The organism is Melittangium boletus DSM 14713 (assembly GCF_002305855.1).
Lineage (GTDB): Bacteria > Myxococcota > Myxococcia > Myxococcales > Myxococcaceae > Cystobacter > Cystobacter boletus.
Genome location: NZ_CP022163.1, coordinates 1,681,698 through 1,704,455, shown reverse-complemented (window position 1 = coordinate 1,704,455; position 22,758 = coordinate 1,681,698). Strand labels below are relative to the sequence as shown.

Here is a 22,758-nt window from a genome sequence, read left to right as displayed (position 1 = left end):
CGTGAATCTGCATCAGCTGCTCAAGGCGATGGTCGAGAAGGGTGCTTCCGACCTCCACATCACCACGGGCTCCCCGCCCCAGCTGCGCGTGGACGGCGAGCTGGTGCCGCTCAAGACGGCCCAGTTGTCCCCCGCGGAGACCAAGCAGCTCTGCTACTCCATCCTCACGGACGTGCAGAAGCACAAGTTCGAGGAGGAGAACGAGCTCGACCTGTCCTTCGGCGTGAAGGGTCTGTCGCGCTTCCGCGCCAACGTCTACATGCAGCGTGGCGCGGTGGCGGGAGCCTTCCGCACCATTCCCTTCAAGATCCTCACCTTCCAGGAGCTGGGTCTGCCGCCGGTGGTGGCCGAGCTGGTCAAGCGCCCGCGCGGCCTCATCCTGGTGACGGGTCCCACGGGCTCGGGCAAGTCCACGACGCTCGCGTCCATGGTGGACAAGATCAACACGGATCGTCACGAGCACATCATGACGATCGAGGATCCGATCGAGTACCTGCACCCGCACAAGAACTGCCTGGTGAACCAGCGCGAGGTGGGCGCGGACACGCGCAGCTTCAAGACGGCGCTCAAGTACATCCTGCGTCAGGATCCGGACGTGGTGCTGGTGGGCGAGTTGCGCGACCTGGAGACGATCGAGGCCGCGCTCGTCATCGCCGAGACGGGTCACACCTGCTACGCCACGCTGCACACGAACAGCGCGGTGCAGACCATCAACCGCGTGCTGGACGTGTTCCCGCCCTACCAGCAGCCGCAGGTGCGCGCCCAGCTGTCCTTCGTGCTCGAGGGCGTGATGAGCCAGTCGCTCATCGCCAAGGCGGGCTCGCCGGGCCGCGTGCTGGCGCTCGAGGTGATGATTCCCAACCCCGCCATCCGCAACCTCATCCGCGAGGACAAGGTGCACCAAGTGTACTCGTCCATGCAGGTGGGCCAGGCGAAGTTCGGCATGCAGACCTTCAACCAGGCCCTGGCGGCGCTGCTGATGCGGCGGCTCATCACCCAGGACGAGGCCTTCGGCCGCTCGAACGACCCGGACGAGCTGCGCAACATCCTGGCGGGTGGCGGGCCTGGCGGCTTGCCCGGCCAGCGTCCCGCCGGTCCTCCGGGGCGGTAATTCGCGAATTTCAACCGCGGCGATAGAATGCGGACCCTCTCGGAGGCCTGATGGCTGCAACGGCAACCACGAAATCCACTCCTCAGAAGTCGAAGAACACGGCCCAGTTCCTCTGGGAGGCCAAGACCAAGTCTGGCGAGACCAAGAAGGGCGAAATGGAGGCCTCGGATCTCGAGGCCGTCAACGCCCGGCTCAAGTCGCTCGGGCTCAATCCGGTCAAGGTTCGCCGCAAGGGCCTGCTCGACTCGGAGTTGAACCTGTCGTTCGGCTCGGGGGTGACGGGCAAGGACATCCTCATCTTCACCCGTCAGTTCGCCACGATGATCGACGCCGGCCTGCCGCTGGTGCAGTGCCTCGACATCCTCGGCACCCAGATGGACAACCCGGCCTTCCGCAAGGTCGTGTTCGCCATCAAGAACAAGGTGGAGCAGGGCTCCACCTTCGCCGACGCGCTGGGTGACCATCCCAAGGTGTTCGACGAGCTCTTCGTCCAGCTGTGCGCGGCGGGCGAGGTGGGCGGTATTCTCGACAACATCCTCAACCGGCTCGCGGCCTACCGTGAGAAGAACGAGAAGCTCAAGCGCAAGGTCAAGAGCGCGATGACCTACCCGGCCATCGTTCTCCTCGTGGCCTTTGGCGTGACGGCGCTGCTGCTCCTCAAAGTGACGCCGGTGTTCGCGAAGATGTTCTCGGACTTCGGTCAGGCGCTGCCGGGTCCCACCCAGTTCGTGGTGGATCTGTCGGCCTGGGCTCAGGCGTACGCCATCTACGTGTTCGCGGGCGTCGGTGCCTTCATGGGCATCTTCTCGTGGACCTACAACCAGCCCCAGGGCCGGCGCGTCCTGGACAAGATCTTCCTGATGGCGCCCATCTTCGGGCCCGTCATCCGCAAGGTGGCGGTGGCGCGCTTCACCCGCACGCTGGGCACGATGATCTCCTCGGGTGTTCCCATCCTGGATGCCCTGGACGTGACGGCGAAGACGGCCGGTAACCGCTCGGTGGAAGAGGCCATCTACTACGTGCGCGGGAAGATCGCCGAGGGCAAGAACATCGCCGGGCCGCTCTTGGAGACGAAGGTGTTCCCCCCCATGGTGGTGCAGATGATCGGCGTGGGCGAGGCCACGGGCGCCATGGACACCATGCTCAACAAGATCGCCGACTTCTACGACGACGAGGTCGACACGGCGGTCGCGGGCCTCACGGCGATGATCGAACCGTTGATGATGGTGTTCCTGGGCGGCGTGGTCGGCGGCTTCCTCATCTCCATGTACCTGCCCATCTTCCAGATCGCCGGTGCCGTTAAGTAGCAGCGTCAGTCGTTTCGTCCTCGCCGCGCCTCCGCAGCCCCACGCCCTGCGGACGCGGTTGTTGTGGCTCACCGTGTTCCGCACGGTGGCCGTCAGCCTGTCGCTCGTGGCCGTCGCCGCCCGCCTGTTCCTCCAGCCCCTGGAGGAGCCCAGTGGCGTGGACATGCTGACCTTCGCGGTCATCGGGCTCGTCTACCTCTTCACGCTCGTCTACGGCCTCATGCTGCGCGGGGGCTGGGCGGACCGCATCGCGGCGGTGGTGCAGGTGGTGGGTGATCTGCTCATCGCCTCGGTGCTCGTCTTCCTCACGGGCGTGGGCGACAGCCCCTTCACCTTCCTCTATCTGCTGGCCGTCATCGGCGCGAGCATCGTGCTGGATGGTCGCGGGGCCCTGGTCGCCGCGGGGGGCAGTGCGCTCGCCTACTCGCTGCTGCTGGTGGCCGTGAAGCTGCAGTGGCTGGAGTCGCCCCTGGGCGTGGGAAACCTGAGCCAACAGCGGCTCGTCTTCCTGATTGGCAGCAACCTGCTGGCGCTCGTGCTCATCGCCGTGCTCGCCGGCTACCTGACGCGGCAGTTGTCGGCCACGGGCGGCCGGCTCTCCGCGCGTGAAGCGGACCTCAAGAAGCTGGACACCCTGCAGCGGCAGATCCTCGCCTGCATGCCCTCGGGGCTCATCACCTGCGACGCGGCGGGTCTCGTCACCTTCGTCAATCGCGCCGCCAGCGTCATCCTCGGCCTGGAGGCGCCATCGCCTCCGACCGGCACCCATGTGGAGTCCCTGTTGCCAGGCGCGTTGGGCTTGGACGCCCACCAGCGCCGCCGGGAGCTGTCCGTGCAGACGCGGGCCGGCGCGCGCACGCTCGGGCTGACGGTGACGGGTCTGGAGGGCACGGGGGGAGGTGGGACGCTCATCGTCTTCCAGGATCTGACCGAGCTGCGCCGCACCGAGGAAGATCTCCGGCGCGCGGATCGGCTGGCCTCGCTGGGGACCCTGGCGGCGCAGCTCGCGCACGAAATCCGCAACCCCCTGGCCGCCATGCGCGGCTCGGCCCAGCTCCTCGTGCAGGCGCCGGATGCGGACCCCACCTCCGTGCGCCTGGTGGACATCCTCCTGCGCGAGTCGGACCGCCTCTCCAAGCTGGTGGAGGACTTCCTGCGCTTCGCCCGTCCTCCGCCGCCCCTCAAGCGGGAGCTGGAGCTGGAGGTCCTGGTCGGGGAGACGGTGGACATGCTGCGGGTGGATCCGCTCGCCAGTCAGGTCCGGGTGGAGCGGGCCTTGGCGCCGATGCGGATGCTCGTGGACGCGGATCAAATCCGCCAGGTGCTCATCAACCTGCTGCGCAACGCCTTCCAGGCCGTGGGTCCCGGAGGCTCCGTGAGGGTGACTCTGCGGGAAGCGGATGGACAGTGCTGGCTGCGCATCTGGGATTCGGCGGGCAGCATCCCCGCGGCGCACCTGTCGCGCATCTTCGAGCCTTTCTTCAGCACCCGCGAGGGAGGCACCGGGCTAGGGTTGTCCACGGCGCACTCCCTCGTTCGCGCGCATGGAGGCACCCTTCGGGTTTCTTCCTCGCCGCGCGAGGGGACGGAGTTCCTCATCCAGCTGCCCATGCGAGGGTGAGGGGAAAGAGAGCGAGGCAGCTTGCACATCCTGGTGGTGGACGACGAGCGCTCGATGCGCGATGTCCTGGAGATCATGCTCAGCCGCGCGGGCCATCAGGTGACGTGCGCGGACGGGGTGCGCAGGGCGAGCGAGGCACTGGGCTCGACGCGGGTGGACCTGGTCATCACGGACATGAAGTTGGGCGCCTCGCAGAGCGGCATGGACGTGCTGCGGGCCGCGCGGGCGCTGCCCGAGCCTCCCGAGGTCATCGTCATCACCGCCTTCGGCACGGCCGTCTCGGCGATGGAGGCCATGCGCGAGGGGGCGTACGACTACATCGGCAAGCCCTTCGACAACGAGGAGCTGTTGCTGCTGGTGCAGAAGGCATTGGAGAAGCGGGCCCTGCGCCGGGAGAACCTGTCGCTGCGCGAGCACCTGTTGCCCGGGGCGGGGCTGATGGCGGTGGGCCGGGGGGCGCGGATGCGCGCGGTGCGCAACCTGGTGGACAAGGTGGCGCCGACCCGCTCCACCGTCCTCATTCATGGGGAGAGCGGAACGGGCAAGGAGGTCATCGCCAAGGAGCTCCACTTCAAGAGCCCACGCGCCAGCCAGCCCTTCCTCCCCATCAACTGCGCCGCCGTCAACGAGGGGGTGCTGGAGAGCGAGCTCTTTGGCCACGTGAAGGGCTCGTTCACCGGGGCCACGCATGATCGCCCGGGATTGCTCGTGCACGCGGGCGAGGGGACGGTGTTCCTCGACGAGATTGGCGATGTGCCGCTGGCCACCCAGGTGAAGCTCCTGCGCGTGTTGCAGGAGCGCAAGGTGAAGCCGGTGGGCAGCTCCGCGGAGGTTCCCTTCCAGGCACGCATCCTGGCGGCCACCCACCGCAGCCTGGATGCCGAGGTGAAGGCGGGCCGCTTCCGGGAGGATCTTTTCTACCGGCTCAACGTCATCATGATCGAGCTGCCGCCCCTGCGCGAGCGGGTGGAGGACATCGCGCCGCTGGCCGAGCACTTCCTGTCCTTGCAGCGCAAGGCGCTCGAGCGGCCGGGCCTGCGTTTCTCACCCGAGGCGTTGGCCATGCTGTCCTCCTATTCCTTCCCGGGCAACGTGCGCCAGCTGGAGAACATCGTCGAGCGCGCGGCCACGCTGGCGGATGGAGATACGCTGACGCCGGCGTCCCTGCCGCCCACGCTCCGGGGTGAGTCCGCGCCGAGCACGGCCACCGCGGGCTCGGAGGTGGCGCTCGGCGCGGGGTTCTCGCTGGAGCGTCACCTGGACGAGGCTGAACGGCGCTACCTGGTGGCGGCCCTGGCCCAGGCGGGCGGCGTGAAGACGCGGGCGGCGGAGCTGCTCGGCCTGACGTTCCGCTCCTTCCGCTACCGCCTGGCCAAGCACGGCCTGTCCGACCGGGAGGACGAGGCCTGAGCGCTCACGTCCACCCCGGGGCGCGGCTCAACGGAAGTCGCGCCGGTTGAAGAGCAGGATGGCGAGTGCCACCAGCACGCTCGTGTACGCCACTCCGTAACCCATGGCCGACAACAGCTCGGACGAGGAGATGGCGGCGTCGTAGGCGGCCTGGGGCCGGTAGTTGAAGCGCGACAGGTCCGGCAGCACGTAATACACGGCCTTGCCCAGTACCTCGAGCGAGTCGCTCTGGGACTTGCCCGCCAGCTTGTAGATGTCCGAGGACAGGTTGCCCGCCACGTAGACGCTGACGCTGACGAAGGCGGACACCATCTGGCTGGAGAAGCTGGACATCAGGAAGCCCACGCCGCTGAGCACCCACAGCTCGAACCACAGCATGCCCATGGCCGCCAGGTGCGCCGGGGTGAGGGGGCTGCCGTAGAAGCGCAGCATCACGCAGAAGAGCGCGGCCATGGCCAACTGCAACACCGTCACGGTGAGCATGTTGCCGAACAGCCGTCCCACCAGGAAGGCACCGCGGGACAGGGGCTTGGACACCATGAGGAAGATGGTGCGCCGCTCGATCTCCCGCGAGATGAGGCCGCTGGACAGGAAGATGGTGAGCAGCACGAGCATGAGGCTCATGGCTCCCAGGCCCACGTCGGTGAGGACGCGGTCGAACGTGCCGACGGTGACCTCCAACACGAGCGAGGTGGAGAGGATCATGGCCAGGGCGAAGATGCCCACCAGGAGGGTGACCCGGTTGCGCCGGGCCTCCCGGAAACCATTGAGCGCCAGGGCGACGAACGGACCCATCACGAAATCTCCCCTCCCACGGGACCCTGCCGGGCCTCCTCGAGGGCGCGCAGGAACAAGTCTTCCAACGAGAAGCGGGCGGGTTGTAGCTGGGTGACGCGCCCACCTTTCTCCAGCAGCTGCTTGAGCAGGGGTTGTGCTTCCGCGTCTCGCACGCGCACGAGAACGCGGTTCTCCAGTGCCCGGGTCTGCTCCAGCACGAACCCCAGCGCCTCGATCTGCTCCACGCTCAGGCCCTCCACCGTCAGCTCCATGTGGGTGGCCTGGGCGCTCACGAGTTCCGCCACGCTGCCCTCGCGCACGCGTCGGCCTCCCACCAGCACGACGGCCCGGTCACACAGCGCTTCCACGTCCGGGATGATGTGCGTGCAGAAGAGGATGGTGGTGCCCCGCTGACGCTCCTCGAGGATGAGGTCGCGGATCTGCCGGCGGCCCACCGGATCCAGCCCCGAGGTGGGCTCGTCCAGGATGAGCAGGTCGGGTTTGGACACCAGGGCCTGGGCCAGCGCCACGCGCTGCACCATGCCCTTGCTGTAGCGGCGGATCTGCAGGTGGGCGGCGCGGGTCATCTGCACCATGCCCAGCACCTCGGACACCCGCGCGTCCAGCTCCTTGCCGCCCATGCCCATGAGCCGGCCCGCCAGCGTGACGAACTCGCGGCCGGTCAGGTACTCGTAGGGCGCGGGGTTCTCCGGCACGTAGCCCACCCGGCGGCGCGCCTCCCGGTCTCCCGGTGACAGGCCGAACAACCGCGCCGTTCCTCCCGAGGGCTGCACCAGGTTCAACAGGATCTTGATGGTCGTGGACTTGCCAGCCCCATTGGGACCCAACAACCCGTACACCTGTCCCGGTTGCAGGGTCAGGTCCAGGGATTGGAGGGCACGCACCCGCCGGTTCATGAAGAAGCCGAGCCGGTAGGTCTTGGACAGGTCCCGGATCTCGATGGGGAGGAGAGAAGCGTCCTTGGACATCACTGCTCCATTGGCGCGAGGAAGTTGACGCCACGGTTGTCGGGGGTGAAGACCTCCAGGCGGCGCTGCTGCGTGAACGAGTAGGCGCGCCCATCGTTGCCGATGAAGAAGCCGCCTCCCTTGGGATCATGGGGGGGCTCACGCAGGTAGCCCAACCACGACAGCGTCCGGATGTCCGGAGGCACCGTGCCGAAGGTGTCGCGGAACTCCGCGATGGCCGTATCCACCCGCCGCAACTCACGCTCCATCTCGAGATCCCGTACGCGCTGCAGGAAGGTCTCTCGCGTGGTGGCGTCCTCGGCCGAATCCGCCAGGGATTGGGCCAGCGCCAATCCCGCGTCCACCTGTCCGGATTGGGCATAGAGCCGTGTGGCGAGCGCGGACAGGTAGGACGGGGCACCGGGCAGCTTCGCTGCGTGGGCGGTGACCTCGGCGGCCTCCTGGTACTGATGCTCGTAGGTGCTCAAGTTGTAGGCGAGCAGCATGTTCATCTTGAGATCATCGGGAAACAGCTTGAGGCCCTTGCGCAGCAACTGGGTGGACTCCCGGGTGTTCACCCACGTCTCGCGACCCAGGTTGGTGGGAATCACTCCCGCGGCGAACCCGTAGACCATGCGGAACTGGGGGTCCAGATCGGTGATGAGGTTGGCGTAGGGAAAGATGTCCCGGTATTCCGCCGCGTCCCAGGCCCGGCCCGTGGCCTGCACGAGCTGGATCCAAAAGTAATCCGCCATCAGCTGGATGTACCCTCGACCGACCAGCCGCAGGACGTCCTGGCGGGGAAGGAGTGGCTCTTCATGTGGGCCGCGAGGGGGTTTGCGCGGCGGTGCGGCGAGCAGGATGAGCACCAGCAAGCCACAGGTGAGCATCACCAGGGGGGGCCAGAAAGAACGCACCTTCATAGAGGGGAACCATGAAAACACAAAGGACACCCGGATGTGGGTCCGGATGTCCTGGAACTGTGACTGCTGACGGCCCCGAGGGACCGTCAGGCACTCATGCGTCGATCAGTCGCAGTCGACGTCGTTGAAGCTCAGGTAGGGCGAGCCGGCGACGGCCGTGGTCTCGTCCTTGTTGCCGCACTTGTGGGCGATGGTGGCGGCGTCCTTGGTCGCGATGAACCAGGTGTCGTTACCCGTGGCCTCGTTGTCCACGTTACCCGAGGCAACACCGGCGATGTTGCAGCCAGGGCAGCCGCCCGTGGACAGACCGGGAACCGCCGGGTCCGTGCCGCCACCGGAGAAGGTCGGAGCGCTCGGAGCCTGCGCCGTGCCCGGATCCTCGGGCGTGGTGGGGAACTTGCCCTGGTCCACGTAGATGCAGTTGTACTCGGTGCCGGTGCCCAGGCCCGTGGCCTTGCGCGGCTCGCAGGTGTTGGCCGTGCCGAAGTAGTAGGCGTAGCGGTTGCCGCGCTCGGGCGAGAAGCCCAGGGTCTTGATGTCCTCCACGTAGCGGTCCTTCTCCTGGAGGAACGCGCGCTGCGAGGTGAACCAAGCCTTCAGGTTGGCCTTGGCCTCACCCTGCTTGGAGCGAGCCTGGAACTTGATGAAGTTCGGGATCGCGATGGCGGCGAGGATGCCGATGATGGCCACCACGATCATCAGCTCGATGAGCGTGAAGCCACGGTTCTTCCGGGCGAAAAGACGGTTCATGGGGGGTTCCTTGCTGCGGTACGAGAGGAGTTGCGGCCGAAGCCGTCGGAAGCAATAGCACGAACGGTGCCAGCGTCAAACCGCCGCCACCCCCACGCGGATCCAAGGACTTACGCCGGCGCGGGGGGTATCCAGGCAGGTAACGAGTGCCCATTTTTGTCACCCAAGTGACAGGAATGGTCTGCCCGCGGGCCGAGGACGGGCTCTATGCTGCGAATCCCCGGATTGGACTGACAAAGAAGGGACGCGGAAGACAGTGACTCCTCAGGCGGTGGACGGCGTGGCCAGGGTGTTGGTGATCGTCATGGGCCTGCTCTTCGGCAGTTTCCTGAATGTCGTGATCGCCCGTGTGCCCGCGGGGGAGAGCATCGTGAGGCCCCGCTCACGTTGCCCCCACTGTGGACGACAGCTCACCTGGTTCGAGAACATCCCCGTTCTTTCCTGGCTCGCCCTGCGCGGACGTTGCCGGGGATGCCACGCGCCCATCTCCTGGCGCTATCCGCTCATCGAGCTGCTCACCGCGGCGCTCTTCTTCGCGTGTCAGCGCCGGTTCGGTTGGACCCCCGAACTCGTCCTGGCGCTGGTGTTCGTGCTGCTGCTCGTGCCGCTCGCCTTCATTGATCTGGAACATTGGATCCTCCCGCAGGAGCTGACGTGGCCGGGCATCGCCGCCGGAGTGGTGTTGTCGGTGCCACTGGGCATTCCGCGGCTGATCGACTCCGTCATCGGCGCGGTGGCGGGCTTCCTCGTCTTCTGGGCGATGGAGTGGCTGGGGGAGAAGATCTTCAAGAAGGAAGCGTTGGGCGCGGGTGACAAGGATCTGCTCGCGCTCATCGGGGCCTTCCTGTCGTGGAAGGCCTTGCTCGGGGTCATCTTCCTGTCCTCGCTGCAAGGGGCCGTGGTGGGCTCGGTGATGCTGCTCATCTACGGACGGGCGGGACCGGCTCCGGAGGAGGACACCGACGCCGCGCCCGCGCCGACACCCGAGGCCGATGCACCCGCCGCCCTGGAGGCCGTGCCCGGACCAGAGGCAACGCCTCCGGAGGCAGCGCGGGAGGAAGAGGAAGAGGATGACTGGGTGCCGGGTCCCACCAACATCCCCTTCGGACCCTGGCTGGCGGTCGCGGCGCTCGAGGTGATGCTGCTCGGCCCGTGGTTGAGCGAGGTCCTGCCCGTGCCCATGAACGTGTTGCTGACGGGATTGCGGTGAGGCGGGGCCCGGGCCCATGAAGTGGCGCATCGCCAGTGTCGCCTTCCTGTTCAGCGCGGTGGGGACGGGACTGACCTGGCTGACCCTGCAGCGCCCGCTCTTGTCGTTGATGGACCTGGTTCGCCAGTGCGTGGCCCAGGGGGCCCTGGACAGCGCGTCCCTGACACGCACCCTCGGCTCCCTGCCCTTCCTGTTGGGGCTGGATCTGGTGTTGCTCACGGCCGTGTCGTACGCGGTGCTGGACTTCATGGTGGGGCGGCCCCTGCGGCGGACCGAGCAGGTGGTGGAGCAGCTCGGCCGGCTGGAACTGGACGTGTCCCTGCCGGAGAGTCCGGGGCCGTTGCTCTCGCGCATCCAACGCGCCCTCTCCCGGATGAAGGGGGCCCTGCGCGAGGAGCAGGAGACCACGCGCGACCAACTGGAGGCGCTGCGAGCCGCCAATGTGCGCTTGAGCCTGGCGCGCACGGAGCTGGTCGCCGCGGAACGGCTGGCCACCGTGGGCCGGCTCGCCGCGGGGGTCGCCCACGAGGTGGGCAATCCGCTGGCCGGCATCCTCGGCTACCTGTCGTTGGCCAGGGCCCGCACGACGGAGCCCGAGGTGCGCGAGTACCTGGCGCGCATCGATCAAGAGGTGCAGCGCATCGACGGCATCGTGAGGGGTCTTCTGGAGATTGGCCGCCCGGGACAGGCGCGGTTGGAGCCGGTGGACGTGGGGCGCGTGGTGGAGACGTGCGTGCAACTCGTGAAGGCCGGACGGGACTTCTCCCTGGTGCGGTGGGAGTTCGCGCTCGTGCCCGGACTGTTCGCGTGGGCGGACCCGGGCTCCCTGTCACAGATCGTGATCAACCTGTTGCTCAACGCGGTGCAGGCCATGGAGGGCAAGGGCGTGGTGCGCGTGTCCTCGCATGGAGAGGGGAGTGAAGCCACGCTGGTGGTGGAGGACACGGGGCCGGGCATCGCGGCCGAGGTGATGCCCCGCCTGTTCGAGCCCTTCTTCACCACCAAGCAGCCCGGTCAGGGCACGGGCATGGGGCTCGCGGTCTCGCTGCACCTGGCCGAGTCGATGAAAGGGCGGCTGTGGGCGGAGAACATCCCGGAGGGAGGCGCGCGCTTCTGCCTGTGTCTGCCCGCGACCTGACGGGGGTCCCCTGGCCGAGCCCCCCCTTCGTGGGTTACTTCTTCCTGGCGCGCCCCCATGGCTCTTCTCTTCCGCAGCATCCTCATCGCCGACGACGAGCCCTCCATCCGCCATGTGCTCGGCCTGGTGTTGTCGGAGCTGGGCTACGAGGTGCGGACCGTGGCCGATGGCGAGGAGGCGCTCCGGGAGTTGTCCGCGCGGGGCTATGACGTGCTGTTGTGCGATGTGCGCATGCCTCGCAGGGACGGCCTGTCCGTGCTGCGCCAGGCCCTCGTCGAGCACCCGTCCCTGACGGTGGTGGTGATGAGCGCCTATGGCTCCCAGGAACAGGCGCTCGAGGCGGTGGGGGCCGGTGCGTACGACTACGTGCGCAAGCCCTTCAAGCCCGAGGAGATCGTCTTCGTCCTGCGCAAGGCGGAGGAGCGCGAGCGCCTGCTGCGCGAGAACCGGCGGCTGCAAGGCGCGGGCGGGGCGGCGGCGGGCGAGAACATCCTGGGGGAGAGCGAGCCCATGCGCGCGGTGATGCGGCAGGTGGAGCGGCTCGCGCCCGTGGGCACCACCGTCCTCATCACCGGGGAGAGCGGGACGGGCAAGGAACTCGTCGCGCGGGCCCTGCATGCGCGCTCGCCCCGGGCCGCCATGCCCTTCGTGGCCGTCAACTGTGGCGCCATCGCCGCGGGCCTCATCGAGAGTGAGCTCTTCGGACATGCCAAGGGCGCCTTCACCGACGCGCGCACTTCCCGGCGCGGCCTGTTCAGCGAGGCCGATGGGGGTACGCTCTTCCTCGACGAGGTGGGGGAACTGACCGCGCCCGCCCAGGTGAAGCTGTTGCGCGTGCTACAGGAGGGGGAGATCCGCCCCGTGGGGGAGAACCGCGCGGAGAAGGTGGACGTGCGCGTCCTCGCCGCCACGTTGCGTGACCTGGGACGCTTGGTGGAGCGGGGGGAGTTCCGGGAGGACCTGTACTACCGGCTCAACGTGGTGAACGTGCGCGTGCCCCCCCTGCGGGAGCGTCCCGGGGACATTCCCCTGTTGGCCCGCACCTTCCTCACCCGCTTCAACCGGGAGCTCAACCGGGAGCCGCCCGTGCTCGGTTTCGGCCCCGGCACCGAGGCGCTCCTGACCGCCTATTCCTGGCCCGGAAACGTGCGTGAACTCGAGAACGCCATGGAGCGCGCGGTCCTGCTGGCCGAGGGAGATTGGATTTCCCCGCAGAACCTGCCCGAGCGCCTGGGGTTCCCTCCGGTTCGTCCCGCCACGCCCGCCCCACCGGCGGCGCCCGTGCTTCAACCTTCCGCCGACGCCAACTTGTCCCTCAAGCGGGCGATCCGGGACCTGGAGGAGTCCTACATCCGTGCCGCCCTCCGGCGCACCCGAGGCAACCGCACCCGGGCCGCCGAGGTGCTGGAGATCAGCCACCGCGCGCTGCTGTACAAGCTCAAGGAGTACGGAATCGACGCGGACGCCGAGGGGGAGCTGGGCTGACGGCCCGCTCTCCAAAGAGGGAGGCGGCCCAGGGAGGGGGATTTGACGAAATGCGCCGGAGGCCGGAAAATCGGCCCTTGGCGAGTGGCGTGCATGAGCGCCACGAGATTTCCGGGGTCAGAGCGACCGCCTGCTGAGCGGGCGGTCGTGGAGCACTTTTTAGGAGGGCTTGCCAGCAGATGGTACCCTGGCGGCCCCTCCACGGAGCGACGACTGTATGGCGAAGGGAAAGCTGGCTCTCGGTCTTGATATCGGATCGACCTCGGTGAAGATGATTCTGCTCAAGGAGCAGCGCAAGCGGGGTCAGGTGAACTACGCGCTGCAGAGCTTTGGCATGAAGCCGCTGCCGCCCGAGGCCATCGTGGACGGCGCGCTCATGAACTCCACCGCCATCGTCCAGGCGCTGCAGGAACTGCTCACCGAGCTGAAGATCAAGAGCAAGGACGTCGCCATCGGCGTGTCGGGCCACTCGGTCATCATCAAGAAGATCCAGATGCCCCGCATGAGCCAGGAAGAGCTCGAGGAGAGCATCCAGTGGGAGGCGGAGCAGTACATCCCCTTCGACGTCAAGGACGTGAACATCGACACGCAGATCCTCGACGCGGGTGGCAACGACGCCACCGGCCAGATGGACGTGCTGCTCGTGGCGGCCAAGAAGGACATGATCAACGACTACACCACCGTGGTCTCCGAGTCGGGGCTGCAGCCGGTGGTGGTGGATGTGGACGCCTTCGCCGTCCAGAACATGTTCGCCGCCAACTACGACGTCCCCGACAAGGAGACCGTGGTGCTCATCAACGCGGGCGCCTCGGTGGTGAACATCAACATCATCTCCAACGGCATCACGGTGTTCACCCGTGACGTGACCATCGGCGGCAATCAGTTCACCGAGGAGATCCAGAAGCAGCTCAACGTCTCCTACGAGGAGGCCGAGACGCTCAAGATCGGCGGCACGAGCAGTGACGCGGACGCGGTCGTTCCCCAGGAAGTGGAGCGGGTGCTCTTGAGCGTGGCGGAGCAGGTGGCCGGTGAAATCCAGCGCTCGCTGGACTTCTACGCGGGCACCGCCGTGGACGCCAACTTCACCAAGGTCTACCTGTCGGGCGGAACGGCCAAGATTCCCGCGCTGTTCAAGACCATCGAGACGCGCGTGGGCGTGCCCGTGGAGATCCTCAACCCCTTCCGGAAGATCGACGTGGACAACCGCAAGTTCGATCCCGCCTTCATCATGGAGGTGGCGCCCATGGCCGCGGTGGCGGTGGGGCTGGCGCTGCGGCGGCCCGGCGACAAGGTTGGCTGATCCCTCGCTCCCCCTTTTTGATGAAGGACTGATTCAACATGATGATTCGAATCAATCTGCTGCCCATCCGCAAGAAGGTGCAGCAGGAGGCGGGCCGGCAGATCCTCGCGCTCTTCGCGGTGGTGCTCCTGGGCGCGGCTGGCGGCAACATCTACTGGTACATGGAGCAGGACAGCGTGGTGCAGGGGCTGCACGGCGGCATCAACGCCACCAAGGCCCGCATCGCCGAGCTGGACAAGACCATTGGCGAGGTGAAGAACATCAACACCCGCAAGGCCGAGGTCGAGAAGAAGCTCGCCGTGCTCGATGAACTGCGCCGTGGCCGCTCGGGCCCCGTGCGGATGCTGGACGCGCTCTCCAGCTCCATTCCCAAGAAGGCGTGGATCCACAACTTCAACGAGGAGCGTGGCAGCGTGAAGCTGAGCGGCTCCGCCGTGAGCCACGACGACGTGGCCGAGCTGATGCGCAACCTCAACGGCATGGTGTGGACGCCCAAGGGCATCGGCCGGCTGGTGGAGCAGCGCCGCGAGGCCAAGACGTCCCGCGTCGAGCTGCTGACGGCCGAGGTCTCCATCGAGGAGTTCCCGGTGACGGACATCAAGCCCTTCTTCACCAACGTGGACCTCAAGAGCACCCAGCAACACGGGCAGGCGTCCAAGCCCGGTGAGGTGTCCACGGTGGACTTCGACATCTCCCTCTCTTCCAACTACGCCATCTGAGGAACCACCACGATGGACAAGTACCTCGATAGAATCGTGAAGGCGCCTCCCGCGGTGAAGTTCGGCGGGTTGGCCGCGCTGGTGGTGCTCATGACCGCCGCCAACTACTTCCTCGTCATCGATCCGATGGAACAGGAGATGGAGAGCCTGCGCGCCCAGCAGCGCAAGCTCGACCTGGACCTGGCGGAGAAGAGCGAGATCGCGCAGAACCTCAACGAGCGTCGGCGCGAGATGGACGTGCTGGAGCAGAAGCTCGCCGAGGCGCTCACCGAGCTGCCCGAGAACAAGGACGTCGAGGAACTGCTCGCGCAGCTCAACGACATCGGCAAGAAGTCCGGCCTGGAGATCTCCCGCGTGGAGCCGGGGCCGGAGACGGTGGGCGGCGGAGACTTCTTCGCGCGCATCCCCATCAAGATGGCCGTGAGCGGCAACTACCAGGAGATCGCCATGTTCCTCCAGGAGGTGTCGACCATGCGGCGCATCGTGAACGTCAACAACATCAAGCTCGATGGCGCCAAGATGAAGAACGAGAAGGTCGTGCTCAACAGCACGTTCCTCGCCACGACGTTCCGCTTCGTCAACACGACTCCGCCTCCGCCGAAAACCAAGTAGTCGCACGAAATCTTGATCGGTCCTGGAAATGGGGCGACAAAGGATCCCGAGGATGAAGACGATCCACTCCATGTTGATGTCGGGGGCTCTGGCCCTCTCACTCGCGGGTTGCGGCGAGGATGCGCCGCCTCCTCCGCCGCCGCCCGTGGCCAAACCGGCCCAGGCCGAGGCTCCCAAGCCGAAGCCCGCAGAGACGACGGCGACCGCGAGCACCTACGTCTACAACTACAACCCGGTGGGCAAGCGCGATCCGTTCCGCAGCCCCATCGAGGACATGGTTCGCGAGTCCCCCACGGCCGGCTCTTCGGGCCCGCCGTGCAACGAGGCCCTGTGCCAGTGGGACATCGACCAACTCAAGCTGGTGGCCGTGGTGACGGGTGATGCCAACCCCATGGCCATGGTGGAAGACCCGATGGGTCGCGGCCACGTCGTTCGCCGCAATACCCGGATGGGCCGCCAGGGTGGCAAGGTGACCCAGATTCTTCGCGACGAGGTCGTGGTCACGGAGACCATCACCACGCCGGAGCGGGTCGTCTACAACCCGGTGAAGCTGGGTCTCAAGCAGGAGGTCAAGATGGATCCTGCGTACAACCTGATGACGGGCAAGAACTGGGAGCAGTAGCGGCCCGGTGTCTTGGAGCCGAGCAGGTTCGGCGCCCATGGCACAGTGCAACTTGTTGAGGGGAAGCATGCTCGAGGAGAGCGTTGTGACGAGGGGCAAGTTGATGAGCGTGGTGGCGGCCCTGGCGGTCGCCACCTTGAGCATTGGGGCCGAGGCCGCCGAGCTCAATACGCTGAAGGATCTCAAGGTCGTCCAGACGGCGGCGGGTGCCCAGGTGACGGTGACCGGCACACGGGCGCCTACCTTCACCGTCTTCCGGCTGAGCGGTCCGGAGCGGTTGGTGGTGGACCTGTCGTCGGCTGACGCCACGAGCATCAAGGGTCACCACAACGGACAGGGACCGGTGGCTGGCGTGGTGGCCTCCCAGTTCTCGGACGAGCGCGCGAGCGTCGGCCGGTTGCTGGTGGCCCTGCATCAGACCGCCCAGTACGACGTGCGCGCGGACGGCAACCGGGTCATCATCTCGGTGGACGGGGCCCAGTCGCCCGCGGCCGTGGCGGCCGCCGCTCCCGCCGAATCCAAGGCTTCTCCGGTGGCTGCCGAGCCGGAGCCCAAGGCTGTTGCCCCTGTCGCGAAGGCGGAGCCCTCCGCGCAGGAGGTCAAGGCCTCCTCGCCGCGCCCCGTCGCGGAGAAGGCGCAGGCGCTTCCCGAGAACGTGGTGGCGGCCGAGGTGGACGAGCGCGAGGTCGCCCGGCCGGCGCGCCGCATCACGGGCATGTCCTTCAACCGTGACACCCTCAACATCCGGGCGGATGGCGAGGTCGCCCGCTACGAGGTGCTGGAGCTGGCGGATCCGCCGCGGCTCGCCGTGGACGTGTTCGGCGTGGGGCTCGCGGCCCGTGCGCCGCGCGTGCAGTCCGGCCCCGTGAAGGAGCTGCGCGTGGGTGCCCACGCGGACAAGGTCCGGCTCGTGCTGGACGTGCGTGACACCATGCCCTCCTACCGCGTCGAGCGGGCGGGCAAGGGCCTGGCGGTGGTGTTCGATGGCAAGGTGGCCGCGAAGGTGAAGGACGCCCCGGCGAGCACCCCGGAGAAGGCCGTGGCCGAGAACGAGCCCCTGCGCGCGGCTCCCGTGGACGCCAAGCTGGCCTCGGTGGACGTGAAGGAGCTGTCCTTCGACGACAACGAGACCGGTGGCCGGGTGAACCTCAAGCTCTCGGGCGCGGTGGCGTGGAAGGTCGAGCGTCCGGATCCCCGCAGCGCGGTGTTGACCCTGGACAACGCCCGGCTGCCGCGGCGGCTCGAGCGCAGCCTGGACACGAGCGATCTGCAGACGCCGGTGAAGATGGTGAGCGCCTTCGCGGTACCGGGGGAGGGCAACCGGGTGCGCGTGGTGGTGGCCGCCGACGGCGCCATCGAGGAGAACGTGAGCCAGGTCGCGGGCGGCCTGTCGTGGCGCCTGAGCGTCAAGGGCGTGAAGACGGAGCAGGTGGCCGTCACCCAGCGCACCGCGGGCTTCACCGCCGAGGCCCCCACCTACGCCGCCGAGGGCGCGCCCCAGCAGGCCCGCTACCGCGGCAAGAAGGTGTCCTTCGAGTTCAAGGACATCGACATCCAGAACCTGCTGCGCGTCATCGCGGAGATCTCCAAGAAGAACATCGTGGTGGCCGATGACGTACAGGGCAAGGTGACCATCCGTCTGCGCAATGTGCCCTGGGATCAGGCGCTCGACCTCATCCTGCGCAGCAAGGCGCTGGGCAAGGAGGAGATCGGCAACATCCTGCGCGTGGCGCCCCTCAAGTCGCTCGAGGATGAGGCCAAGCTGCGTGCGGATCGCAAGAAGTCGCTGTTGGTCCAGGAAGAGCTGGTGGTGAACCTGGTGCCGGTGAACTACGCCCTCGCCTCCGACATGTCGGCCCGCGTGAAGGACGTGCTGAGCGAGCGGGGCACGGTGACGGTGGACACGCGCACCAACGTGCTCATCGTGAAGGACGTGCGCGCCAACATCGAGAAGGCTCGCGCCCTGGTGCGCAACCTGGACACCCAGACGCCCCAGGTGCTCATCGAGAGCCGCATCGTGGAAGCCAACACCTCGTTCAGCCGTGAACTGGGCGTGCAGTGGGGTGGTCAGGCCCAGGCGGCTCAGGTCACCGGCAACACCACGGGCCTGATCTTCCCCAGCACGGCCGTTGTGTCGGGTGGTCTGGGTGGCACGTCACCGGGTCTTCCCCTCAACCCCAACTTCGCCGTCAACCTGCCGGCCGCCGCGGACGTCGGAACGGGTGGTGCGCTCGGCTTCGTCTTCGGCTCGGCGGGTGGCGCGCTCACCTTGAATCTGCGCCTGTCGGCGGCGGAATCCGAGGGTACGGTGAAGACCATCTCCGCTCCCAAGGTGACGACGCTGGACAACAACACCGCCCGCATCAGCCAGGGTGTGTCGCTCCCGTTCAGCCAGGTGTCCGCGTCGGGCGCGAACACGACCTTCGTCGAAGCGCGTCTGTCGCTCGAGGTCACGCCCCACATCACCCAGGACGGCAGCATCCTGATGTCCATCAGCGCCCAGAACAACCAGCCGGACCCCGCGAACACGGGCGCCAACGGTCAGCCCGCCATCCAGCGCAAGGAGGCCAACACCCAGGTGCTGGTGAAGGATGGAGACACGACGGTCATCGGTGGCATCTACGTTCGCCGCGGCAGCTCCCAGAGCAACTCGGTTCCCTTCCTGTCGAAGATCCCGGTGCTCGGTCTGCTCTTCAAGAACCACCGCGAGACGGACAACCGCCAGGAACTGCTCATCTTCATCACGCCGCGCATCCTCAACCGGCAGACGATCGCGCAGACCCTCTAGCCCTGTTTCGAGCTATCGAAGGAGCCAAAGTTCATGAAGCGACTGATGCTGATGGCCGCGCTCTGCGTGGCGCCGCTGGGCTGTGTTTCCAATCAAGGCGATGGGTCCATCCGGTTCATCAACGCCTTCTCGGTGACCGCGTGCGCTCCGGACACCTCCACGTTCCTCTCGCAGGGTACGCTCTACTGGCGAGGTGAGGGCCAGGACAACTACAGGCTGGCCATGGGCGTGGAGACCAACAACACCGCCCAGGTCATCGACGTGCAGGGCGAAACGTTGTCCTCGGGTGTGGGTCTCCAGGACTTCAACCTGGAGGAACTCATCTACTCGTATGTGGTCATCAACTCCGAGGGCGAGGAGGACGATGAGGCGCTGGAAGAAGAAACGATCGCCATTCATGCCGTCTTTCGCCCGGGAACGACCGTCGATCGCAGCTACCTGTCCATGGAGGCGTTCGGACCCAAGGCGGTCAGTGCGCTGGGCGAACTGGCGGGGGGCTTGGGCCCTGATGAGTCTTTGACCGTGTTGGCGACCATCAAGGCGCGGGGTCATCTGGGTGCTGGCGGATTCGCCGTGGAGAGCAACGAGTTCACCTTCCCCATTACGGTGTACGGCCCGGGTCAGTGCTCCGCGGTGGCGGGGGGCGCTTGCTATCCCGGACAGAACGCCACCTGTACCCCCTGAGCCACAACCCCGTCGCCTCGACTTGACCCACTTCCTCGCTCCTCCTACAAGCCAGCCACCATGTCCTTCCGCACGCACCTCGAGTCCGTGGTCAATCAGGTAGATGGGTCGCTGGCCTGCAGCGTGATGGGGTTCGACGGCATCGCCGTGGACACCCATCAGAACGAGGAAGCGGTCGAACTGGAGCTGAACGGGGCGTGGATCGAGTACGCCAACCTGCTCAGCCAACTGCGGCAGGCCGCCGAGGTGCTCAAGACGGGCGAGGTGCAGGAGGTCAGCATCAACAGTGATCGGGTGCTGACCCTCATGCGGCTCGTGTCGCCCGAGTACTTCCTGGTGCTCGCGTTGCGCGCGGATGGCAACTACGGCAAGGGCCGCTATGTCCTGCGGCTGACGGCGCCCCGGATCCGCGCCGAGCTGTAGCCTGGCGAGCGCTCGGCGCGGTGCGCCGCGCCTTTCCACTTTGCAACCCGCTGTCCATTCGGCTAGACACCCCGGACTTTTTCAAGTTGTCCGAAGGAGCTGTCCATGGCCGGTGTCATCGATACATCCGAATTTCGCAATGGCCTGAAGATCGAGATCGACGGTGAGCCGTTCGTGATCGAGTACTTCCAGCACGTCAAGCCCGGCAAGGGCTCGGCCTTCGTGCGCACCAAGATCCGCAGCCTGCTGTCCGGCCGCGTGCTCGAGCCCACGATGAAGTCCGGCGACAAGGTGGGTGTGCCCGACATCGAAGAGAAGAACATGCAGTTTCTCTACGTGCAGGACGGCGACTACTACTTCATGGACACGCGCAACTACGAGCAGACCTTCCTCAACGAGAAGGTGCTTGGCGACGCGAAGAACTTCTTGAAGGAGAACATCAACGCGGACGTGCTCTTCTGGAACGGCAAGGCCATCGCCGTGACGCTGCCGAACTCGGTGGACCTGAAGGTCACCAAGTGCGATCCGGGCGTGCGCGGCGACACCGTGTCCGGCGCCCTGAAGCCCGCCGAGTTGGAGACGGGTTTCTCCGTCAACGTGCCGCTCTTCATCAACGAGGGTGACATCCTCAAGATCGACACGCGCGAGGGCGGCAAGTACCTCACGCGCGTGGCCACCGCGAGCTAAGTCGGCCCATCGCGGCCCAGGGAGGGGACGGAACAGTGGCAAGCAAGCGCAAGGCAATCCGAACCGAGTCCGCGCCCGTCGCACGGAGCGAGAGCGTCCGCGTCGAGGGCAACACCACGTCGTTGGACGTGGAATCGCTGCGGCAGATCGTGGAAATCCTCGAGGCCTCGGAAGTGACGCGGCTCGTGTGGCAGCGGGGCGATGAGCGGTTGCTCATCCGCCGGGGACCCGTTCCCGCGCCGACCATCGTGCACGCGGCTCCGATCTCGCCCTCGGTGAGCCCCGCGCCGGTGATGGCCGCCGCGCCCGTGGCCGCTGCTCCGGCCCCCGCGGCGCCCTCCGCGGCCGTGGCCGCCGCCCCCGTGGCCGCTCCGGCGGAAAAGCCCGGCCACAGCGTCACCAGCCCCTTCGTGGGCACGTTCTACCGGACGCCGGCTCCGGACCAGCCTTCCTTCGTGGAGGTGGGCTCGGTGGTGAAGAAGGGCCAGGTGCTCTGCATCATCGAGGCCATGAAGTTGATGAACGAGATCGAAGCCGACGTGGCGGGTCGCGTGGCGGAGATTCTCGTGGAGAATGGTCAGCCGGTCGAGTTTGGCCAGGCGCTGTTCCGTATCGAGCCCGTTTGACATACGCGGGCGCGTTCGCGCCCCGCGGAGGCACGACATCGTGTTCAAGAAGGTGCTGATCGCCAACCGCGGGGAGATCGCCCTGCGTGTCATCCGTGCCTGCCGTGAGTTGGGCATCGCCACCGTGGCGGTGCACTCCACGGCGGACGCCAACGCGTTGCATGTACGCTTCGCCGACGAGTCGGTGTGCATTGGTCCGCCCCCCTCGAAGGAGAGCTACCTCAACATTCCGCAGTTGCTGTCCGCGGCGGAGATCACCCGCGCGGACGCCATCCACCCGGGCTACGGCTTCCTGTCGGAGAACGCCGAGTTCGCGAAGGTGTGCCAGGACTGCAAGATCCACTTCATCGGACCTCGGCCGGAGATGATCCGGTTGATGGGCAACAAAGTGCGTGCCCGTCAGGCGGCCCGGGAGGCGAACCTGCCGCTGTTGCCCGGAAGCCCCAGCACGGTGAAGGACGCTCGCGAGGCGGAGGCCTTCGCCAAGGAGATCGGCTTTCCGGTCATCCTCAAGGCGGCGGCGGGCGGTGGCGGCAAGGGCATGAAGATCGTGCGTGAGCCGGGCGCGCTGGCGCAGGCGTTCGCCACGGCCGCCGCCGAGGCGGTGGCGTCCTTCGGCAATGGCGATCTCTACATCGAGCGGTACGTGGAGAAGCCGCGCCACATCGAGATCCAGGTCGTGGCCGACGAGCACGGGCGTGTCATCCACCTGGGGGAGCGCGAGTGCTCGGTGCAGCGGCGCCACCAGAAGCTCATCGAGGAGAGCCCCTCGGTGGCGCTCACGCCGGAGCTGCGCCAGCAGATGGGCGAGGTCTCCGTGCGCGCCATGGAGAAGCTCGGCTACAACAACGTGGGCACCATCGAGTACCTGCTCGACGAGAACGGGCGGTTCTACTTCATGGAGATGAACACCCGCATCCAGGTGGAGCACCCGGTGACCGAGCTCGTCACGGGAATCGACCTGGTGCGCGAGCAGATCAAGTTGTCCGCCGGTGAGCCGCTGCAGCGCACCCAGGACGACATCCAGATGCGGGGCCACGCCATCGAGTGCCGCGTCAACGCCGAGGATCCCGTCACCTTCGCGCCCTGGCCGGGGAAGATCACCGCCTACAGCGCGCCGGGTGGCTACGGCGTGCGCGTGGATTCCAGCGCGTACGAGAACTACACCGTGCTGCCGTACTACGACAGCCTCATGGCCAAGCTCATCGTCTACGCGGAGGACCGTCCCACGGCCATCCGCCGCATGCAGCGCGCCCTGGGGGAGTACGTGGTGCAGGGCATCCGCACCAACATCCCCTTCCACCGGGCGGCGCTCGCCGACGAGTCCTTCATCGAGGGCAACTACGATACGCGCTTCGTGGAGCGGCTCCTGGCGTCCGAGACGGGCACCAAGCGGCTGCGCAAGGCCATCGAGGAGACGCCCTAGTGGTTGACTGACCGTCCGTCCGTGCCGAATCGCTGATCCTCCCCGGGTATGGGGGGAGGGTGGATTCCTTGACCCCCGAGGGAGGATTCCGCTAGCCTCCCCCCTTCCCTCGCAGTCTCCTTGAAGGAAGCAGAAACCCCAGCCTTTCCAGGGGGTTCGCTCGGCAGGAAG

General features: G+C 67.0%; 21 protein-coding genes. 17 read left to right on the top strand and 4 right to left on the bottom strand.

Annotated elements, in window-relative coordinates:
- Window position 1: 1 nt before the first annotated feature.
- From MEBOL_RS07250 to MEBOL_RS07235, 4 genes are read left to right on the top strand one after another with little or no spacing between them, the layout of a single operon-like run.
- Window positions 2–1,111 carry a type IV pilus twitching motility protein PilT gene (locus MEBOL_RS07250; protein ID WP_095976725.1) on the top strand — a complete coding sequence of 370 codons (1,110 nt, stop codon included), beginning with the start codon at window positions 2–4 and terminating at the stop codon, window positions 1,109–1,111.
- A 50-nt stretch (window positions 1,112–1,161) separates the two neighbouring features.
- On the top strand, window positions 1,162–2,418 hold the full coding sequence (pilC, locus tag MEBOL_RS07245) for a type IV pilus assembly protein PilC (protein ID WP_095976724.1): 1,257 nt from the start codon (window positions 1,162–1,164) through the stop codon (window positions 2,416–2,418).
- Entirely contained in the window at window positions 2,405–4,039 is a 1,635-nt protein-coding gene (locus MEBOL_RS07240) for a two-component system sensor histidine kinase NtrB (RefSeq protein ID WP_483869356.1), read from the top strand. Before pilC ends, MEBOL_RS07240 begins: the two co-directional genes overlap by 14 nt.
- Before the next feature lie 21 nt (window positions 4,040–4,060).
- Window positions 4,061–5,449: a sigma-54-dependent transcriptional regulator gene (locus MEBOL_RS07235; RefSeq protein WP_095976723.1), complete on the top strand. Its 1,389-nt coding sequence runs from the start codon at window positions 4,061–4,063 to the stop codon at window positions 5,447–5,449.
- A 27-nt stretch (window positions 5,450–5,476) separates the two neighbouring features.
- On the opposite strand, the gene MEBOL_RS07230 is transcribed toward MEBOL_RS07235, so the two are convergent.
- From MEBOL_RS07230 to MEBOL_RS07215, 4 genes are all read right to left on the bottom strand, one after another.
- Window positions 5,477–6,244 (bottom strand): ABC transporter permease, encoded by a 768-nt coding sequence (locus tag MEBOL_RS07230; RefSeq protein WP_095976722.1) that lies wholly within the window; start codon window positions 6,242–6,244, stop codon window positions 5,477–5,479.
- Window positions 6,244–7,215, bottom strand: coding sequence for an ABC transporter ATP-binding protein (locus tag MEBOL_RS07225; protein ID WP_095976721.1), 972 nt, complete (start codon window positions 7,213–7,215; stop codon window positions 6,244–6,246). Before MEBOL_RS07225 ends, MEBOL_RS07230 begins: the two co-directional genes overlap by 1 nt.
- Window positions 7,215–8,117 (bottom strand): tetratricopeptide repeat protein, encoded by a 903-nt coding sequence (locus MEBOL_RS07220; RefSeq protein WP_095976720.1) that lies wholly within the window; start codon window positions 8,115–8,117, stop codon window positions 7,215–7,217. Before MEBOL_RS07220 ends, MEBOL_RS07225 begins: the two co-directional genes overlap by 1 nt.
- 105 nt (window positions 8,118–8,222) lie before the next feature.
- Window positions 8,223–8,867: a prepilin-type N-terminal cleavage/methylation domain-containing protein gene (locus MEBOL_RS07215; RefSeq protein WP_095976719.1), complete on the bottom strand. Its 645-nt coding sequence runs from the start codon at window positions 8,865–8,867 to the stop codon at window positions 8,223–8,225.
- A gap of 304 nt (window positions 8,868–9,171) precedes the next feature.
- Here MEBOL_RS07215 and MEBOL_RS07210 point away from each other — a divergent pair, with 304 nt between their 5' ends.
- The 13 genes from MEBOL_RS07210 to accC all read left to right on the top strand — a co-directional run bounded on the left by MEBOL_RS07210 (window position 9,172) and on the right by accC (window position 22,587).
- Window positions 9,172–10,077, top strand: coding sequence for a prepilin peptidase (locus MEBOL_RS07210; RefSeq protein WP_095982633.1), 906 nt, complete (start codon window positions 9,172–9,174; stop codon window positions 10,075–10,077).
- Between the two features lie 16 nt (window positions 10,078–10,093).
- A complete protein-coding gene (locus MEBOL_RS07205; RefSeq protein WP_095976718.1) occupies window positions 10,094–11,215 on the top strand; it encodes a sensor histidine kinase in 1,122 nt (373 codons plus the stop codon).
- Between the two features lie 57 nt (window positions 11,216–11,272).
- Window positions 11,273–12,700 carry a sigma-54-dependent transcriptional regulator gene (locus MEBOL_RS07200; RefSeq protein WP_095976717.1) on the top strand — a complete coding sequence of 476 codons (1,428 nt, stop codon included), beginning with the start codon at window positions 11,273–11,275 and terminating at the stop codon, window positions 12,698–12,700.
- 217 nt (window positions 12,701–12,917) lie between these two features.
- Window positions 12,918–14,000 (top strand): type IV pilus assembly protein PilM, encoded by a 1,083-nt coding sequence (gene pilM, locus MEBOL_RS07195; RefSeq protein WP_095976716.1) that lies wholly within the window; start codon window positions 12,918–12,920, stop codon window positions 13,998–14,000.
- 38 nt (window positions 14,001–14,038) lie between these two features.
- The gene (locus MEBOL_RS07190) at window positions 14,039–14,719 is read left to right on the top strand and encodes a PilN domain-containing protein (protein WP_095976715.1); all 681 of its coding nucleotides are present in this window, start codon (window positions 14,039–14,041) and stop codon (window positions 14,717–14,719) included.
- Window positions 14,720–14,731: 12 nt separating this feature from the next.
- On the top strand, window positions 14,732–15,331 hold the full coding sequence (locus tag MEBOL_RS07185; protein ID WP_095976714.1) for a type IV pilus inner membrane component PilO: 600 nt from the start codon (window positions 14,732–14,734) through the stop codon (window positions 15,329–15,331).
- Window positions 15,332–15,383: 52 nt separating this feature from the next.
- On the top strand, window positions 15,384–15,953 hold the full coding sequence (locus MEBOL_RS07180) for a pilus assembly protein PilP (protein ID WP_095976713.1): 570 nt from the start codon (window positions 15,384–15,386) through the stop codon (window positions 15,951–15,953).
- 67 nt (window positions 15,954–16,020) lie between these two features.
- Window positions 16,021–18,741 (top strand): type IV pilus secretin PilQ, encoded by a 2,721-nt coding sequence (locus tag MEBOL_RS07175; protein WP_095976712.1) that lies wholly within the window; start codon window positions 16,021–16,023, stop codon window positions 18,739–18,741.
- Window positions 18,742–18,774: 33 nt separating this feature from the next.
- Entirely contained in the window at window positions 18,775–19,425 is a 651-nt protein-coding gene (locus MEBOL_RS07170) for a hypothetical protein (RefSeq protein ID WP_095976711.1), read from the top strand.
- A gap of 60 nt (window positions 19,426–19,485) precedes the next feature.
- The gene (locus MEBOL_RS07165; RefSeq protein ID WP_095976710.1) at window positions 19,486–19,848 is read left to right on the top strand and encodes a roadblock/LC7 domain-containing protein; all 363 of its coding nucleotides are present in this window, start codon (window positions 19,486–19,488) and stop codon (window positions 19,846–19,848) included.
- A 105-nt stretch (window positions 19,849–19,953) separates the two neighbouring features.
- On the top strand, window positions 19,954–20,535 hold the full coding sequence (gene efp, locus MEBOL_RS07160; protein WP_095976709.1) for an elongation factor P: 582 nt from the start codon (window positions 19,954–19,956) through the stop codon (window positions 20,533–20,535).
- Window positions 20,536–20,570: 35 nt separating this feature from the next.
- On the top strand, window positions 20,571–21,161 hold the full coding sequence (gene accB, locus MEBOL_RS07155) for an acetyl-CoA carboxylase biotin carboxyl carrier protein (protein ID WP_095976708.1): 591 nt from the start codon (window positions 20,571–20,573) through the stop codon (window positions 21,159–21,161).
- 40 nt (window positions 21,162–21,201) lie between these two features.
- On the top strand, window positions 21,202–22,587 hold the full coding sequence (gene accC, locus MEBOL_RS07150) for an acetyl-CoA carboxylase biotin carboxylase subunit (protein WP_095976707.1): 1,386 nt from the start codon (window positions 21,202–21,204) through the stop codon (window positions 22,585–22,587).
- Window positions 22,588–22,758: the final 171 nt, after the last annotated feature.

What these genes read in the sequence shown, in the direction of transcription:
- pilC (WP_095976724.1), top strand. Translation starts at nt 1,162, where the DNA reads ATGGCTGCAACGGCAACCACGAAATCCACTCCTCAGAAGTCGAAGAAC.
- MEBOL_RS07230 (WP_095976722.1), bottom strand. Translation starts at nt 6,244, where the DNA reads ATGGGTCCGTTCGTCGCCCTGGCGCTCAATGGTTTCCGGGAGGCCCGG.
- MEBOL_RS07225 (WP_095976721.1), bottom strand. Translation starts at nt 7,215, where the DNA reads ATGTCCAAGGACGCTTCTCTCCTCCCCATCGAGATCCGGGACCTGTCC.
- MEBOL_RS07220 (WP_095976720.1), bottom strand. Translation starts at nt 8,117, where the DNA reads ATGAAGGTGCGTTCTTTCTGGCCCCCCCTGGTGATGCTCACCTGTGGC.
- MEBOL_RS07215 (WP_095976719.1), bottom strand. Translation starts at nt 8,867, where the DNA reads ATGAACCGTCTTTTCGCCCGGAAGAACCGTGGCTTCACGCTCATCGAG.
- MEBOL_RS07210 (WP_095982633.1), top strand. Translation starts at nt 9,172, where the DNA reads ATGGGCCTGCTCTTCGGCAGTTTCCTGAATGTCGTGATCGCCCGTGTG.
- MEBOL_RS07205 (WP_095976718.1), top strand. Translation starts at nt 10,094, where the DNA reads ATGAAGTGGCGCATCGCCAGTGTCGCCTTCCTGTTCAGCGCGGTGGGG.
- MEBOL_RS07200 (WP_095976717.1), top strand. Translation starts at nt 11,273, where the DNA reads ATGGCTCTTCTCTTCCGCAGCATCCTCATCGCCGACGACGAGCCCTCC.
- pilM (WP_095976716.1), top strand. Translation starts at nt 12,918, where the DNA reads ATGGCGAAGGGAAAGCTGGCTCTCGGTCTTGATATCGGATCGACCTCG.
- MEBOL_RS07190 (WP_095976715.1), top strand. Translation starts at nt 14,039, where the DNA reads ATGATGATTCGAATCAATCTGCTGCCCATCCGCAAGAAGGTGCAGCAG.
- MEBOL_RS07185 (WP_095976714.1), top strand. Translation starts at nt 14,732, where the DNA reads ATGGACAAGTACCTCGATAGAATCGTGAAGGCGCCTCCCGCGGTGAAG.
- MEBOL_RS07180 (WP_095976713.1), top strand. Translation starts at nt 15,384, where the DNA reads ATGAAGACGATCCACTCCATGTTGATGTCGGGGGCTCTGGCCCTCTCA.
- MEBOL_RS07175 (WP_095976712.1), top strand. Translation starts at nt 16,021, where the DNA reads ATGCTCGAGGAGAGCGTTGTGACGAGGGGCAAGTTGATGAGCGTGGTG.
- MEBOL_RS07170 (WP_095976711.1), top strand. Translation starts at nt 18,775, where the DNA reads ATGAAGCGACTGATGCTGATGGCCGCGCTCTGCGTGGCGCCGCTGGGC.
- MEBOL_RS07165 (WP_095976710.1), top strand. Translation starts at nt 19,486, where the DNA reads ATGTCCTTCCGCACGCACCTCGAGTCCGTGGTCAATCAGGTAGATGGG.
- efp (WP_095976709.1), top strand. Translation starts at nt 19,954, where the DNA reads ATGGCCGGTGTCATCGATACATCCGAATTTCGCAATGGCCTGAAGATC.